This is a genomic window from Pseudomarimonas arenosa (assembly GCF_014841215.1).
Taxonomy (GTDB): Bacteria; Pseudomonadota; Gammaproteobacteria; order Xanthomonadales; family Xanthomonadaceae; genus Pseudomarimonas; species Pseudomarimonas arenosa.
In genome coordinates, this window is sequence record NZ_JACYTR010000008.1 from 62028 (window position 1) to 77981 (window position 15954).

Annotated in this window: 15 protein-coding genes and 1 tRNA gene; 1 reads left to right on the top strand and 15 read right to left on the bottom strand. The window is 62.6% G+C overall.

Features of this window, described 5'->3' with window-relative positions; genetic code table 11:
* Positions 1 to 101: 101 nt before the first annotated feature.
* The 15 genes from IFO71_RS06135 to ccmA form a co-directional block, all read right to left on the bottom strand.
* Positions 102 to 869: a tyrosine-type recombinase/integrase gene (locus tag IFO71_RS06135; RefSeq protein ID WP_192028660.1), complete on the bottom strand. Its 768-nt coding sequence runs from the start codon at positions 867 to 869 to the stop codon at positions 102 to 104.
* Positions 870 to 927: 58 nt separating this feature from the next.
* Positions 928 to 1014: transfer RNA gene (locus tag IFO71_RS06140), tRNA-Leu, on the bottom strand.
* Positions 1015 to 1090: 76 nt separating this feature from the next.
* Positions 1091 to 1954, bottom strand: coding sequence for an SRPBCC domain-containing protein (locus IFO71_RS06145; protein WP_192028661.1), 864 nt, complete (start codon positions 1952 to 1954; stop codon positions 1091 to 1093).
* A gap of 140 nt (positions 1955 to 2094) precedes the next feature.
* Positions 2095 to 2955 carry an acyl-CoA desaturase gene (locus IFO71_RS06150; protein ID WP_225444435.1) on the bottom strand — a complete coding sequence of 287 codons (861 nt, stop codon included), beginning with the start codon at positions 2953 to 2955 and terminating at the stop codon, positions 2095 to 2097.
* Between the two features lie 110 nt (positions 2956 to 3065).
* Positions 3066 to 3389, bottom strand: a complete 324-nt coding sequence (locus tag IFO71_RS06155) for an ArsR/SmtB family transcription factor (RefSeq protein WP_192028663.1) — start codon at positions 3387 to 3389, stop codon at positions 3066 to 3068.
* A 239-nt stretch (positions 3390 to 3628) separates the two neighbouring features.
* Positions 3629 to 4741, bottom strand: coding sequence for a homoserine O-acetyltransferase MetX (gene metX, locus IFO71_RS06160; protein ID WP_192028664.1), 1113 nt, complete (start codon positions 4739 to 4741; stop codon positions 3629 to 3631).
* The gene (locus IFO71_RS06165; protein WP_192028665.1) at positions 4738 to 5952 is read right to left on the bottom strand and encodes a c-type cytochrome biogenesis protein CcmI/CycH; all 1215 of its coding nucleotides are present in this window, start codon (positions 5950 to 5952) and stop codon (positions 4738 to 4740) included. The genes metX and IFO71_RS06165 overlap by 4 nt, the downstream gene beginning before the upstream one ends.
* A gap of 3 nt (positions 5953 to 5955) precedes the next feature.
* Positions 5956 to 6402, bottom strand: a complete 447-nt coding sequence (locus tag IFO71_RS06170; RefSeq protein ID WP_425502872.1) for a cytochrome c-type biogenesis protein — start codon at positions 6400 to 6402, stop codon at positions 5956 to 5958.
* Entirely contained in the window at positions 6399 to 6935 is a 537-nt protein-coding gene (locus tag IFO71_RS06175) for a DsbE family thiol:disulfide interchange protein (RefSeq protein ID WP_192028667.1), read from the bottom strand. Before IFO71_RS06175 ends, IFO71_RS06170 begins: the two co-directional genes overlap by 4 nt.
* Positions 6932 to 8920 carry a heme lyase CcmF/NrfE family subunit gene (locus tag IFO71_RS06180; protein WP_192028668.1) on the bottom strand — a complete coding sequence of 663 codons (1989 nt, stop codon included), beginning with the start codon at positions 8918 to 8920 and terminating at the stop codon, positions 6932 to 6934. Before IFO71_RS06180 ends, IFO71_RS06175 begins: the two co-directional genes overlap by 4 nt.
* Positions 8917 to 9429, bottom strand: coding sequence for a cytochrome c maturation protein CcmE (ccmE, locus tag IFO71_RS06185; RefSeq protein ID WP_192028669.1), 513 nt, complete (start codon positions 9427 to 9429; stop codon positions 8917 to 8919). Before ccmE ends, IFO71_RS06180 begins: the two co-directional genes overlap by 4 nt.
* The gene (gene ccmD, locus IFO71_RS06190; RefSeq protein WP_192028670.1) at positions 9426 to 9593 is read right to left on the bottom strand and encodes a heme exporter protein CcmD; all 168 of its coding nucleotides are present in this window, start codon (positions 9591 to 9593) and stop codon (positions 9426 to 9428) included. Before ccmD ends, ccmE begins: the two co-directional genes overlap by 4 nt.
* Positions 9586 to 10341 carry a heme ABC transporter permease gene (locus IFO71_RS06195; RefSeq protein ID WP_192028671.1) on the bottom strand — a complete coding sequence of 252 codons (756 nt, stop codon included), beginning with the start codon at positions 10339 to 10341 and terminating at the stop codon, positions 9586 to 9588. Before IFO71_RS06195 ends, ccmD begins: the two co-directional genes overlap by 8 nt.
* Positions 10338 to 11021, bottom strand: coding sequence for a heme exporter protein CcmB (gene ccmB / locus IFO71_RS06200; RefSeq protein ID WP_192028672.1), 684 nt, complete (start codon positions 11019 to 11021; stop codon positions 10338 to 10340). Before ccmB ends, IFO71_RS06195 begins: the two co-directional genes overlap by 4 nt.
* Positions 11018 to 11638: a heme ABC exporter ATP-binding protein CcmA gene (gene ccmA / locus IFO71_RS06205; RefSeq protein ID WP_192028673.1), complete on the bottom strand. Its 621-nt coding sequence runs from the start codon at positions 11636 to 11638 to the stop codon at positions 11018 to 11020. Before ccmA ends, ccmB begins: the two co-directional genes overlap by 4 nt.
* 124 nt (positions 11639 to 11762) lie before the next feature.
* Between ccmA and IFO71_RS22280 the strand changes: the two genes are divergently transcribed.
* Positions 11763 to 15929 (top strand): S8 family serine peptidase, encoded by a 4167-nt coding sequence (locus IFO71_RS22280; RefSeq protein WP_192028674.1) that lies wholly within the window; start codon positions 11763 to 11765, stop codon positions 15927 to 15929.
* Positions 15930 to 15954: the final 25 nt, after the last annotated feature.

The following is a 15954-nucleotide window of genomic DNA, read 5'->3' on the forward strand; positions in this document are numbered from 1 at the left end:
ACCCTGGGGCGCTCCTTTCTCAGTTCAGGGAGTGATCAGAGGGATTGATCGCTGTGATCCGGCCGCATTGATCCGTCCGGTTCAGCCGGTGCCGAGAGGTCTCAGCCGTTTGCTCGCCGCCCTCCAGCCATGCTGTTCTGCACCGTGCTTCCTTCCCGCAACTTATCCAGGTAATCCGCCCAGGCCAGCATCATCTGGCGGCGGCTGTCGCGGTGCTGGGCGCGGTCGTAGGCGGCGCGGACTTGGTCTTGTTCCTTGTGGCCGAGCTGGCGTTCGATCACGTCAGGATTGAAGCCCATCTCATTCAGGCGGGTGCTGGCGAGGGCGCGGAAGCCGTGGCCGCACATGGTGGCGCTGTCGTAGCCGAGCGTGCGCAGGGCGGCGTTGACGGTGTTGGCCGACATGCTCTTGCTGCCGTGGCGGATGCCGGGGAAGACGTGGCGGCAGCGGGCGGTGACGGCCTGCAGGTCGGTCAGGATGGCGACCGCGTGCGGGGCGAGTGGAACCCAATGTTCGCCGGTCTTGAACTTGGTGCGGCCGGTTTGCGCCGGGATGCGCCATTCGGCGGCTTCCAGGTCGATCTCCGACCACTTCGCCATACGCAGCTCGCCCGAGCGGAGAAACAGCAGGGGCAGCAGTTTGAGCGCGGCGCAGGCCGCCGGCTGGCCGACATAGCCATGCAGGCTGCGAAGCAGCGCGGTGACGGCGGGTCGATGGGTGACCTTGGCCGAGGGCAGGGCGCCGGGCAGGGAGGCGACCGGATCGCTATCGCAGCGCCCGGTGGCGACGGCGTAGAGAAAGACCTGAGAACACAAACACCCCAGGCAGTGGCTGGATTTCCTGGGGCGTAGACAACAAAAAAGCCGCACTAAGCGGCTGTTTTTGTTCGGTTTCCTGGACGTGCTGGGATCTCGCTGGAAACCGCTCTGGTGCCGAAGGTGGGACTCGAACCCACACGCTTTTAAGGGCGGGGGATTTTGAGTCCCCTGCGTCTACCAATTCCGCCACTTCGGCTGGCTGAGCCGCGCATTATAGATGAATTTTTGCGGACGTCGACTGGATTGTGTGAACGCGGTCGCTCTGGTGGCAGTCAGGTCTGTTTGAGCGTGGCGGCTGCTTCGCTGCGACGACGGTAGAAATCGAGGATGGTCTCCTCGAAATTGCCGAACAGGGCATCGGCGAGCGGTACCGCATACCAGTTGAACTGGGTGCTCACCCGATACTCCATCTGAATTCTCAGCTCAGCACCGCTACCCCTTGGGCTTATTGCGTACGATGTGGTGAGCATGTCGAAGTAGTGCCCGCCAATCTTGACGTGGTCGTCCAAGGCTTGCGCGGGAACGGAGTCTGGAGAGAACCGATAGGTCCACTGAACAAAGCGTTCCGGTTCCTGTTGCTGCACAATCTGGTCAAAGTGTATGCCTTTGCCCATGCGGATGCGGCGGATGGTGTCTGCACCGCTCTGTTCGCTTTGGCCGATTTCGGGTAGGGGCACGCCGATGCGATAGATCCAGCCATGTTCCACCTCATCAGGCTGAATCTGGCCGGTATTGTGCAAGAAGCGCCAGATGACCGCGGGTGGCGCTTCTACATAGACACTGCGCTCGATCTTGCGGTAGCGGTCGGGGCCGACCGAACTCGGTTCGACCAGGCCCAGCAACAGCGGCAGCACCGTGAAGCCGTAGAGTGTTTGCTTGGGCCACTGGGTCCATCGGCATATTGCCCCCATCAGCAATCCTCCGAGTACGCCGTATAGCGAAAACAACGGCAGGATCAAGATGGCGCAGATCAGTCCTTCGATCAGAATCATCAGGGTCCCGGTGATGAATAGCGCGTTCGCCATCATCGGTGCGATCAGGTAGTACGCCCAGGTGCGACGACGCTGTCGCTCGGCGACGTACACAGTGATTGCGCCGACACAGAGCGGCGCAAGGTAGATGAAGGCCGCGCTCATCGTTGCGAAGGGTTCGTCTGATTTGCCGGAGAAAATCAGGCGCAAGAAGATTCCGCCCGCGACGCCGCATAGCACCGGCCACAATGTTCGATAGGGCAATGCGTAGAGACTTGGGGGAGCGTTGCGTTCAGCGGGCTGGTTCAAGAGATTGCCTGCAGCGGTGAAGATCGTCTCGACTGGGGAACCGCCCGCGCCTTGCTCGCTGACAGACAAGGGCGTAGTTCAGCTCGTTCCGGCAGGTCGGCTGGCTGGCGCAGCTCGTTTACCAGCCCTAGACGATTGAGCCCACACAGCACCCACCATCCTGGATCCCACTCATCGTCGGCGAGCCCGAGGCGAGCGGAGCCCGGAAAGGCATGGTGGTTGTTGTGCCAGCACTCGCCCATGGTGATCAATGACATGAGTCGAATATTTCGCCCCTGAACAGCAGCGCCCTGAACTTCGAAGTTCATTTCGCCGTGATTGTGCGCGAAATAGCCAATTAGCCAATGGCCGAACACACAGGCCGCAACGCGGGCGCACACGCCCCAGACGACAAAGGCCCAGTCGCCCCAGACGAACAGCAGCACGGCCCACGGCAACTGCTGCAGCATCCAGGTGCGTTCCAGAAAGCGATAGAAGGCATCGTTTGCGATTCGAGGCTCAATTTCGATGGCCGGAGGTTTGCGGAGTCGTAACTCACAGTTCAGTTGCCACCAGCAGTCGCGCCGGATCGTTTGACCATGACGCAGGAAATCGTGGCACTCGGGTAGGCGTTGCGCGTAGTCGCGCAGATCGTGCTGGCGAAGCAGCCCCAGGGGGCCGGCAAGCCCGACCTGAACGCCGCAGTAGACCAATGTGTATTCAAGCCAGCGTGGGCACTGAAAGCTGTTGTGGATCAGCTTGCGGTGACTGCCCAATGAGTGTCCGAGCAGCAGCACGCCGGCAGTTGAACAGGCGAACAGGAGCACAGCGGGGAGGCTGATCGTCAGCACGCCGCCGACCACGGCGGCGCCTGTCATGCCTAGAAACCACAGAGATTTCACCGGTGAGTAGACGACCTGTCCCTCAGATAGCGAGGTGCTGGCGAGCTGCTTGACGCGATGAGACCGGTGCCCTTCCTCCACTGTGCTCATTTGCCCTTGTCACGCACGGTGGCGAGTCTGCTTGACTCGCGCTTCAAGGGGCCGCCGACCGGGCATAGTTCAAACGCAAACCCGGTGAGCGAATTGACCAGGTTGTCGCGATTCAGGCGATACAGAACGCGCTGCCCCTGGCGTTCGCTGGACACCAAGCCTGCGCTTTCGAGCAGAGAAAGATGTCGCGAAATGGTCGGCGCGCTCAATCCAAAACGCTCGGCCAGCTCACTGGTAGTCAGCTCCAGCTCAGACAGGTAGGCCAGGATCTCTCGGCGCGGGCGCGATGCCAGCGCCTGGAATGTCTTGTCCAGATTCATGGCTGCATAGTATTAGCCGATTAGCTAATAGTGCAAGCAGTGGCGTGCGAGCGTCACGTCTGAGTTCAAGGTCTTTTGGGCTTCATGAGCCGGACGTCGAACGGGCGGGCGCGCGAAGACCAGTGCGCATCGGTCTCTCCCCAATCCCTCTCCCACCAAGGGAGCGGGGGGCAATAGTCGAAGTGAGGTCTCGCTGTTCGCATCCACTCTCCTTCGAAGGGAGCGGGGCTCAAATGAAATCAGGCGTCGGCCAGGAAGCCGCCAATGGCGGCGCCGAAGTTCTCGATATCGACCAGAAAGGCGTCGTGGCCTTGGGGGGAGTTCAGTGGCACGAAGCGGGAGTCGCAGCCGGATTCGGCGATGCCGAGGGCGATTTCTTCTTGTTGTTGCAGGGGGAACAGGATGTCGGTCGACACGCCGATGCTGAGCGAACGCTGCAGCTTGAGTGAGGCCAGGGCGCGGGCGGTGGTGGTGCCCATGCATTCGCCGAGATCGAACCAGTCCATCGAGCGCGATAGATACAGATAGCAGTTGGGGTCGAACTGGCGGATAAAGCGCTTGGCGTGGCCTTCCAGGTAGGATTCGACCTGGAATTCGAAACCGAACGGGTCGTCGTCGCGGTGTTCGCTATCCAGCCGCACGCGGCCGAAGCGGCCGTCCCATTCCAATGATGAGCGATAGGTCACAACACCGAGTTTGCGCGCGATGCGCATGCCGGCTTCGGGGTAGTGTTGATCGTCGTATTCGCCCATGTTCCAGGCTGGGTCGAGGCGGATCGATTCGCGCTGCAGAGAGCGCACCGCAATCGAGAACGGCAAAGCCCGCGCGGCACCGGAGATATTGATTTGCTGACGCGCGCCATTGGGGTGCAGGGCACAGTAGGCCAGGGCGGTCATGCCGCCCATCGAGCAGCCAATCACGACGGCGAGTTGATCGATGCCCAGCGTACGCACCACGGCATGCGCTGCCTTGGCGCCGTCTTCCACCGAGAGATCGGGGAAACGCAGGCGATACGGTTGCTGATCATCCGGATGCTGCGAGGCCGGGCCGGTTGAGCCCTTGCAGCTGCCGAGAGAATTGACGCAGATGACGAACCAGCGATCGGTATCAATCGGTTTGCCGGGGCCGAGCATGGCTTCCCACCAGCCGGGCTCGGGATTGCCGGCGTGGCTGGCGGCGTGGGCATTGGGCGACAGCCCGGTCAGAATCAACACCGCATTGCTGTGTTCAGCGTTGAGTGCACCCCAGGTCTCGAATGCCACCCGCGCTCCGCGCAGTTCGCCGCCGCGCTTCATAGGAAACGGGTCGGGCAGAGCGCAGAACTGCGAGGCGACGGGGATGAACTCGGTCACGGCAGGATTTCGCTGATGGTGAGCTCCAGGGTCGGCTGATCGCCCGGCTTGATCGTGCTGCTAAGTACCTGCAGATCACCGCTTTGCGGGGTGGCCAGGCCGGACTTGCTGATCCGCGCGCCTACTACCACCTCCGGCATGGAGGAAAGTTTCAGTGCCGGCATCATGGAATCGGTATCGTCGAGCACCACAGTCAGCGGCAGTTGCGCGGCGACCAGACGTTCAATGGCCAACGGCATCTTCGGACCTTCGGCGGCGCGGGCAAACACAAACAAGGTGTCGCTGGCACCCACCCGTGCCTGCAACGCCGGATCAAGGTTCACCCGAACAGTGACTTTAGCCGCATTGCCGGTGTCCGCTGCCGGCGTGTCGCCTGCCGCGTTGGCAGCGCTGACGGTTTCGATCACCACCTCGGGCGACCCTGCGGCTTGCCTCGCGGCATTCAGCTGTTCGTCGAGCGCCGCCACCGCTTGTGGATCAGACGAAATCAGTGCGCGTAGCGCCTGCCAATGATTCACAGCATCCGCGGGTCGGCTGGCCTGCATGGCTGCGACACCCAGCAACCAAAGTCCACGTTGATGATCAGGCTGCGCTGCGACGGCGCGTTCCAGCATGGCCAGATTCTCGCCGTCGATGCGTCGTGTTGGTGAAGCCAGCGCCGCGGCTTCGGCCAGTTCGACCAGGGCATCGGGGTCGTTTGGCGCCAGGCGCACCGCATTGGCCAGCGCATCGCGCGCCGCATCAAAGCGTTCCATCGTCTTGTAGGCGCGACCCAGCAGCAGCCAGCCGTCAACGTTGTTGGGGTCGGTGCGCAGCTTTTCGGCCAGGCCGGCGACCGCTTGCTCCATGCTTTGCGGCGCTTCGCCCTCGGCAGACGGGCTGGTTGGCGAGCCGGGAGGCGGTGCCAGCACGCTGGCGTCCAGGGCCTTCGGTTCGCCGTACTTGAGGTAGAGGGCGAATGCCGAGAACGGCAAGGCCAGGGCGACGACGGCGAGCAGCACCAAAGGCCGTCGGCCAGCGCTAGCTGAGGAGCGACCAAGCTGTTCGAGCTTGGCATTAAGTTCGTCGTCGCTCAGCGCGCCGGCCTGATGGGCTGCGCGCAAGCTGGAGGCAGCCTGGCGCTGTCGACGGGCTTCAGGATCGGACAGTGCAGGCAGCAGCACAAAGCCCAGGGCGATGGCTACGAGCAGGGACAGCATCAGCCAAAACATCAGTTACCAATCCTCGTCGCGGTCATCGTCATTCGGTCGTCTCGATTCTTTGGGTGCGGTCAGGCGGGCTGCCCGGCGTCGAACCACCACCACGACAACGATCGCTCCGATCACCAGAATGGCGATCGGAGCGATCCACAGCGCAGCGGTGCGTTCGTTGACCGGCGGTCGGTACAGTACAAACTCGGTGTAGCGTTCGACCAGAAAATCCTTGATCTGCTGATCAGTCTTGCCGGACTGCATCAGGCTCAGCACTTCCTTGCGCAAGTCGGCTGCGATCATGGCGTTGGAGTCGGCCAGGCTTTGGTTCTGACACATCACACAACGCAGTTCGGCGACCAGGGCGCGAAACCTGGCTTCCTCTTCGGCATCCTTGAATGGCATCGGCTCCAGGGCGTTGGCCAGGCCCGTGCAAAGCAGCGCTAACAGAAGGATCCAGCGGCGCATCAGGGAGTCTCCTTGCTGAGGCGCGGCATCAACTCCTGGGTCACCACATCCCAGGTGACCGGCCCGACGTGCTTGAATATCACCTGGCCATTGGCGTCGACCAGGAAGGTTTCAGGCGCACCGTAGATGCCCCAATCAATCGCGCTGCGACCGTCGGCGTCGACGATGATCAGATCGTAGGGGTCGCCGAACTGCTGCAACCAGCGTTGTGCTTCGGCCGGCTCGTCCTTGTAGTTGTAGCCGACGACGCGCACCAGACCGCGTCGCGCGATCTCGGTGATGATCGGATGCTCAAGTCGGCAGGCGGGGCACCAGCTGGCCCACACGTTAAGGAGATAAGGTTGCCCGGCCAGATCGGCATTGCTGATGGTGCGGCTGACATCGCGATAGTCAGGCAGATCGAAGCTAGGCGCGGGCTTGCCGATCAAGGGTGAGGGGATCACGCTTTGGTCGCCCTCGCCACTGAGCCTTACCCCGGCGTAGAGCAGCACGGCAAGGGCCAGAAAGGCCAACAGCGGAAGCCAGCGTTGGATCATGCCTTGGCCGCCGAGTTCAGCAGATCCGCGCCGGGCTCGTTGGCGGTCGCTTCTGCGCGCATATGGGCAAAGCGGCGGTCAAAGGCGACCACGAAGCCACCCAGCATCATCATCAACGCACCGAGCCAGATGCAGCGAATCCAGGGCTTTACATAGACCCGCACGGCCCAGCTGGCAGCGCCGTCTTCGCGCTGCCCAAGCGGCTCGCCCAGTGCCACGTAGAGGTCGCGATGCAAGGCGGGGTCGATCGCTGCCTCGGTCATGATTTGTCCGCCGCTGGCATAGGCACGCTTTTCCGGCGTCAACTCGGCGATCAGCGTGTCGTCTTTGTATACCGATACCCGCGCCTGATCAGCACGGTAGTTGGGGCCCTGCACGCCCTGCACGCCATCGAAGCGGAAGCTGTAGCCGCGAATCTCCACCGTTTCGCCTTGGGCCAGTGCCACATCGCGTTCAACGCTGCTGCCTTCGGTGCCCATCACGCCCAATACGAACACGGCCAGACCGGCATGCGCCAACAGCATGCCGACCAGTTCGGCGGGAAAGCGGCGTCCGGCCGGCGCCGCACGCCAACGATGTCGCACGAACAGCAGTGTGCCAACCAATACCCATGTTAAGCCGACCACGGCGGCCAGCTCCTTGAAATTGGCATCGTCGATCACGAACCAGGCAATCAAGGTGGCCAGCAAACTGGCTGGCAGTGCGATCACCACCAAGGGCTTGAAGCGCGACCAATTCTCCGACTGCCAGCGCGCAAATGGCCCAAACGGAATCAGCAGCACCACCGGCAGCATCAGCGCGATGAACAGGGTGCCGAAGTAGGGCGGGCCCACCGAAATCTTGCCCCAGCCCAGGGCGTCATGCAGCAATGGATAGAGCGTGCCAATCAGCACCATGGCGCAGGCGACACTGAACAGCAAGTTATTGGTGAGGATCAATGATTCGCGTGACAAGGCGGCAAACGGCTTGCCGCCGGCGACCGTGCTGGCACGCCAGGCGTACAGAGTCAGCGAGGCACCCACCACGATGGCGAGGAAGGCCAGGATGAACATGCCGCGCTCGGGATCGGAGGCGAAGGCATGCACCGAGGTCAATACGCCTGAGCGGACCAGGAACGTGCCCAGCAGCGAGAGCGAGAAGGCAGCGATCGACAGCAGCAAGGTCCAGTTGCGGAAGCTGCCGCGTTTCTCAGTGACCGCCTGCGAGTGAATCAAGGCCGTGCCGACGAGCCAGGGCATGAAACTGGCATTTTCTACCGGATCCCAGAACCACCAGCCGCCCCAGCCCAGTTCGTAATACGCCCACCAGCTGCCGAGTGCGATGCCGAGGGTAAGAAAGGCCCAGGCGACATTGGTCCAGGGTCGGGCCCAGCGAATCCAGCGCTCGTCCATCCGGCCATCGAGCAGAGAGGCCACGGCGAAGGCGAACGCCACGGCGAAGCCGACGTATCCCGTGTACAGCATGGGCGGGTGAATCATCAGCCCGGGATCCTGCAACAGCGGGTTGAGATCGCGCCCTTCGGCCAAGGCCGGAATATGGCGAAGAAACGGACTTGAGGTGAACAAGGTAAAGGCTAAGAAACCAACCGCGATCATGCCCATCACCGCCAGCACGCGGGCGATCACATCGGCCGGCAGGCGGCGACTGAAGGCGGCCACCGCCGCGGTCCAGCAGCACAGAATCAAGACCCAAAGCAGCAGCGAGCCTTCATGCGCGCCCCAGACCGCTGAGATGCGGTAGCCCAGCGGCAGCAGCGAATTGCTGTTCTGCGCCACATAGGCCACCGAGAAATCCTGAGTGACGAAGGACCAGGTCAAAGCCAGATACGACAGCACGACGAACAGCAAGGTGCCATAGGCGGTACTGCGAGCGGTGGCCATCAGACCGGCGTGCTGGCGCTGGGCGCCGAGCAGGGGCAATACCGATTGCGCAATGGCGATCAGCATCGCCAGGATCAGGCAAGCCTGGCCAAGTTCGGGGATCAAGGGCCTTCTCCCTCGGTTTGCGCGGCAGGTTCGACCGCTGTTTGCTCAGCCGTGGTCGGCGTCGCTTGCTTGACCTGCGCGGCCTTGGCGTGGGCTTCGGCAATCTTTTCAGCGACTTCCGGCGGCATATAGGTTTCATCGTGCTTGGCCAGCACTTCCTTGGCTACGAATACGCCGTTGTCGATTTCGCCGCGGGCAATCACCGTCTGCCCTTCGCGGAACAGGTCAGGCAGGATCCCGCTGTAACGCACCGGGTAGTCGCGGATACGGTCGGTGACCTGAAACTCGACGTCCAGGGAGCCGGCCTGACGCTTAACACTGGCTTCCTTCACCACACCGCCAATGCGAAACGCGCTGCCGCTGGGCACCTGTCCCTCATGCACTTCGCTCGGCGAGTACAGGTAGGTCATATTCGATTGCAGGGCGAAGGTGACGAAGGTCACCGCAACGGACGCGGCAATCACCACCAGGATGGCCACCAGCATGCGTTGTTTCTTTACCGAATTCATTGCACTTTCCTTGCCTGCCGGCGCTGAATCATGCGTGCGCGCCGCATGGCCTGCTTGACCTTGAAGTTCGGGGCGAGGTAGTCCCAGATCAGCAGGGCGACAAAGATCGCATAGCTGGACCACACGTAGACCTCATACCCGCCCATTGAAAACAGATCAGCCATGGTCAGGCTCCCTGAGTCGCGACTGTACCCAATCCTTGCTGGCTTCGGCGTCGAGCAACGACGCCCGGGTGCGGCGCAACAGTGACCCGACGAACCAAAGCTTGGTGGCCACGGTGACCATCAGCAGTGGCGCAATCATCGAGCTGTCCATGCTCGATGGGCCGAGCAGGCGAATTGTGCTGCCCTGGTGCAGGGTGTTCCACCACACCACGGAGAAATGCACGATCGGCAAGTTGACCAGGCCAATCAGGGCTAGAAAGCTGGCGGCTCGCGCGGCTGCGCGGCGTTCTTCGATGGCGGCATACAGGCCCATCACGCCGAGATACAGGAACAGCAACACCAGTTCCGAAGTCAGGCGGGCATCCCAGGTCCACCAGGTGCCCCACATCGGCTTGCCCCACAGCGAGCCGGTCAGCAAGGTGACCAGGGTGAAGCCGGCGCCAATCGGTGCGCAGGCCATGGCCAGCAGCTCGGAGAGCTTTATCCGCCAGACCAGGGCAATGAAGGCATTGATCGCCATCACGCTGTACACCATCAGACTCATCCAGGCCGAAGGCACATGCACGAACAGGATGCGATAGCTGTCACCCTGCTGATAGTCGGGCGGCACCACCCACAGCCCCATGTACAGGCCGGCGGCCAACAAGGGAATGGCGCTGAGAATGAACCAGGGCGACCATCGGCTGGCGAAGCGATCGAAGTAGGGCGGTGAGCCCAATTGATGAAACCAACGCAAAACAGGGTTCATGCAAGCGCAATCCTGAGGGCCATTGCGGCCGCTATTGGCGCCAGCACCAGGCCTAGCGCCAGGCCGGCGGCCAACAGCCACCAAGCGCCGAGGTACGGGAGTCCTTGAGCGGCCGCCACCACGCTGCCGGCGCCGAAGATCAAGATCGGCACATACATGGGCAACGCCAGTAGGGCGAGAAGCATACCAGAGCGGCGCATGCCTACTGTCAGCGCCATGATCACCGAGCCGACCAGACTGAGCAGCGGCGAGCCCAGGGCCAGGGAGCCCAGCAACACCGGCAGCAGTTCGGTCGGCAGATACAGTAGCTCGGCCAACAAAGGCACGGCGATCAGCAGGGGCAGGGTGCTGGTCAACCAGTGCACCGCGGTCTTGGCAAACAGCAACATCGGCAACGGTTGGCCCGACAGCATCAACTGCTCGAGACTGCCGTCTTCCAGATCGCCGCGAAACAGGCTGTCCAGGGCCACTACATTGGACAGCAGAATCGCCACCCAGATGACGCCGGGAGCAATCAATTGCAGGCTCTCCACCCGGGTGCCGAGCGCCAAGGGGAACAGCAGGCAGATCATCAGGGCGAACAGTACCGGCTGCAGGCTGTCGCCACGGCGGCGCCAGACCAGAATCAAATCGCGACCAGCAATCGCCGTCGCGGCCTGCAGAGCATTGGGCGCGTTCATTGCAGCCGCCCCAGGCGCAGAACCCGCGTCTGATAAGCGCCCGTGGCATAGGCGCCATGGCTGGTGATCAGCGCGCCACCGCCCTCAGCAAGATGCCGTTCGACCAGCCGATTGACCAGGGCAATGCCTTCCAGATCGAGATTGGCGAACGGCTCGTCTAGCAGCCATAGACGCGAAGGCAGCAGCCGCATTCGCGCCAGACCCAAGCGCTTGCGCTGACCTGCCGACAGCGTGCGCGCAGGCTGATCCTCCAAACCCTGCAGGCCCACTTCGGCAAGACAGGCTTCCACATCGGTGCCGGCCCGACAGCCCTGTAGGTGCATGGCGTACTGCAGGTTTTCCTCTACGCTGAGTTCGCCCTTCAAGCCCAGCAAATGGCCGAGAAATAAGACCGGGCCGACCTCGGCCTGGGGCGCCATGCAGATTTCGCCGTGGGCGCCGCCCAACAGCCCGGCCAGCACCCGCAGCAAGGTGGTCTTGCCGCAGCCATTGTGGCCCTCGATCAACAGCGCTTCGCCCCCCGCAACATGGAGTTCCAGCGGGCCGAACAAGCGCTCTTCGTTGCGGGCGAACTCAAGCGCATGGGCGCGCAGCAGGAGAGGGGCGGAGTCTGGCATCGGGGCGCGATGCTAGCAGACTGGGCGGGTTCTGCCAGCAATGCCTTGCATGAGTCAACACTCGCGGAGCGCCAGGGCAAGGCTTACACTCGGAGGTCTCGCCTGCAACCCACCGAGAGTCTCAATGCGTCCGCAATTGCTCGTGCTTGCCACATTGGCTGCCTTGTTTCCTGCAGATGTGTTCGCGGCGGACCATGCGCCCAACGGTTCGGCGGCGAAGCTCGGTGATGCGCGAAGCACCTATATCGTTCAATTCAAGGCTGCGCCCTTGGCCAGCTTTCGTGGCCCCGGCACCGATCCAGACTTGCAGGACCTGAAGGCGACCAGCCCGGCAGTCACTGGCGCGCGCAAGTTGAACCTGACCAGCAAGTCCGCCATTGAGTACCGCGAATTCCTGCGCCAGCAGCGCTCCGCGTCACTGGCAGAGGCGAGTAGTCGCCTGGGCCGTCCGCTCGCGATCGAGTTCGAGTACGACGTGGCCCTGCACGCGGTGGCGCTTGATCTCAGCGCTACGGAAGCGCGCCTGCTCGAGCAGGTTCCGGGCATCGCCCTGGTTGAACGCGAACAACTGCACCGACCGCTGACCGACGCCGGCCCGGCCTTTATCGGCGCCGACGCGATCTGGGAGGGCGGCGCAGGCGTTGCCACCCGCGGTGAAGGGGTGGTGGTTGGCGTGATCGACTCCGGCATCAATCAGTCGCACCCTTCCTTCGCTGCCACCGGTCCGGTCAGCGGATTCACCCACAGCAACCCATTGGGTGGGTTTCTCGGCGTTTGTGCCGCTGAGCCTGGCCGCTGCAATGGCAAGCTGATCGGCGTGCATGACTTCACCACCTGTATCGCTTCCGATACCGGATGCGATGATCGAGAGCCCAACAATGGTACCGACGTTGATGGTCACGGTAGCCATGTCGCTTCGACTGCCGTAGGCAACACGCTGCAAGCGAGCTTTCCATTGCCCGGCGGGGCGACAACACGAACCGTGTCGGGCGTGGCGCCGCATGCCAATCTGATTGCCTACAAGGCCTGCGAAGAGGAAGAAACCTGCCGTGGACGCTGGACCCTGGCCGCGATCAATCAGGCGGTGGCCGATGGCGTTGACGTAATCAACTACTCGCTGGGCACCAGTACGCCGGTTGACCCTTGGACCAGCAGCACTGCCCAGGCGATGTTGAATGCCCGCGAGGCCGGCGTAGTGGTGGTGGTCGCGGCCGGCAACGATGGTCCGGCTGAGAGCACCATGGGATCGCCAGCCGATGCGCCATGGAATCTGGCCGTGGCCAATGTCACCCACGATCGGGTGACGGTGAATCGATTGCTCGATCTCAGCGGCGGCGCCACCCCGCCGCCGGGAGACGGGGTGCTGCTGGGTGAAGGTCAAACCCTGGGTTATGGGCCGGTGTCGCTGGTGACACCCAGCGATTTTCCGCTCTGCAGTCAAGGCTCATCGTCGGATTTCCCCCCCAGCGGCGAAAGTAATCCTTGGTCAGCCGGGCGTTTCAGCGGCGAGATCGTGGTCTGTCTGCGTGGCGTGCAGGCTCGTGTGGCCAAGAGCAACAACGTGCGACTGGCCGGGGGCGGTGGCATGGTGTTGGTCAATCAAGCCGCCGATGGCGAAGCCACCATTGCCGATGAGCACAGCATTCCTAGCACACATGTTGGTGCTGCCGACGGCGCTGCGCTGCTTTCTTGGCTGTCTCAGGGTAGCGGCCACCGTGGCCGTCTGGAGGGCGCGCAGATTCGTGTTGAGCCCAGTCGCAGCGATCTGCTCGTCGGCTCCAGCAGTCGCGGTCCGGTGGTGCATGGCCCTTACCTGAAGCCAGATCTTGCCGCGCCCGGTTCCTCGATCCAGGCGGCAGCCGGTACGGGCAGCGGCCTGGTGCCGCTCAGTGGCACTTCGATGGCATCACCGCACGTGGCTGGGGCGGCTGCCTTGTTGATGGCCCAACATCCCGATTGGGACGTCAGCGATGTGGTCAGCGCCTTGCGCAGCACCGCCAGTCCTACAGTGAAACTGGGTGCTGAGATGTTGGCGGATCCGCTGCAGCAGGGCAGTGGGCGCGTACAACTCGAGCAGGCAACCCGTGCGGGTCTCGGATTTCCTGCTTCTGCTGCCGAGTTTCTGGCGTCGCGGCCGGCCAGCGGTGGCAGCCCGGCACAGCTGAATCTGCCGTCCCTGGTCAGCGACCGCTGTTTCGAATCCTGCAGTTTTACTCGCCGGGTGAAGGATCTGCGCGGCGGCGGCCGCTGGCGTGCGGAGTTCGTCGGTGAAGCGGGGATGGAAGTGCAGGTGCAGCCGGCCGAATTCGAACTCGCTGCCGGCGCGCAGCAAACCCTGCAGTTCTCGGTCAACGTGAACGACATTCGCCTGTTCGGTCGCTATGTTGAAGGGCGGATCAAACTGATTGCCGTGGATGCTAACGGCGCACCAAACGAGACCGTGCCCGCCACTGAACTGCCGCTGGCGATCTATTCCAGCCCGGGCCAAGTTCCGTCGGAATTGCAGATTAGCGTGCCTGATCGGGGGTTTGTCGACTTGAGCTTCAGCGGACTGCTCGAGTTGGCCGATCTTGAGGTGACTGCCACTGACCCTGCAGCGCCCACTTTGCGCCGGTTCTCGCTGAGCCAGGATCCGACCAATACGCTGCCCTTTGACAGCTTTTCAGCAGGGGCGGCGTTTGTAAACTTCGCTATTCCTGAGACCGCCACGCTGCGCGACTTTGTGGTGAACGCCAGCTTGGCTAGCGCTGCGCGCGATGTTGATTTGTTTGTCGGGGTCGACAGCAATGGCAACAATCAACCCGACGAAAGTGAGCTGTTGTGCGAGTCGACCTCGGCGCAATCACAGGAGGCCTGTGAGATCACGGTCTTGTCGGCATCGAACGGCAAGCTCGTTTGGGTGATGGCACAGAACTTTCAGTCGTCAGCACCGGGGGCCGTCGACACGGTGGATCTTGAAGTATTTGTCCGCGATACGCTGCCGGTCAACGGGCCGCGGCTGATCGCGACAGCGGCGTCCGACTTCGAACGCAACACGCCGTTCGATGTGCGACTGATTGTCGACGATCTGACCTTGGCACAGGGAGAGCGCCGTCTGGCGTTCCTCAACCTGGGGGTGACGGGTCGGGAGCCGTTTGCGCGGATACCTTTGACCGTGAGTCGCGCTGCCGGAGCCAATGCGGCAAAGTTACTGCATGGCAGCAGCGTAGAACGCATTCGACTGGCGTCCGGGGCCGCCAGCGAGTCTCTTGCCATCGATTTGCCGAGCAATATCCAGCGACTGCGGATCACCGCTTCCCCCCCAGATCTGAGCCACGTGCTCGGATCGCAGCGGCTGTACCTGAGTCGCGGCGGTAGCGCCGCGCAGCCAGGGCTGGGCGTTGCGCCTCCACGTGAGCAAGCATTGGCGACATCGGTTGGCTTCGTTGATCGGATTGAGATCGACATTGGCGCTGAACAAGGACTGTCAGCAGGACGCTGGTTCATCACCCCGGTCAGCCTGGACGCTGAGACCCGTGAGTTTGATCTGACGATCAGCTTGGATAGCAGCGGCAGCCTGCCCAACCCCAAGTTCGGCGCCTACTTCAATCCCGCGCGTAGTGGAGCTGGCGCCTTCCTGTTCGGTGCCGGCGATCAATGGGGTCTGCTCTGGTACACCTATCACCAGGATGGAACGCCGGTCTGGTATACCGCGTCAGCGGCAGCGGCAGCGGCCACGGCCGAGCAGAGTCAATGGGTGGCGCCGCTGTACCGGGCGCGCTGGAACGGCAGCAGTGCGCCGCTGACAATGGTCGGCGAAATCATCATGACCAAGATCAGCGACACTGCCTTTCAGTTCGGTTGGAACCTCGACGGCGAGAGCGGAAGCGAGCGTTACGAGTTCATCGATGGTGGTGGTTGCGCGAGACAGGCCAACCAGCCGTTTGACATCAATGGCTTCTGGTTCAACCCGAGCAGCCCCGGCTATGGGTACAGCGTGAATGCCTTCCCCAATCTGGAAACCAACGGCGCCTATTTCTTCGATGCTAACGGCGGACCAATCTGGGCCCTGGGCTCAGTGTCACCGTTTGGTACGCCGTCGATGGCGCTGGATCTGCGTATTGGGCCGTGCCCATCCTGTGCCTATTCGCCGCCGGTCGTGATCCCTGGCATCGGCACGCTGAGCCGCAGCTACACCGATATTCGCAACGGGCAGATGCAGATCGATGTCACCTTGCCGGCTCCGCTGCGCGGCAGCTGGTCTCTTAACACGCCGGTGCAGAAACTCACTGGCGACACTGGTTGCCCGTAACCAAGCAACACAATGTTCAGACTGG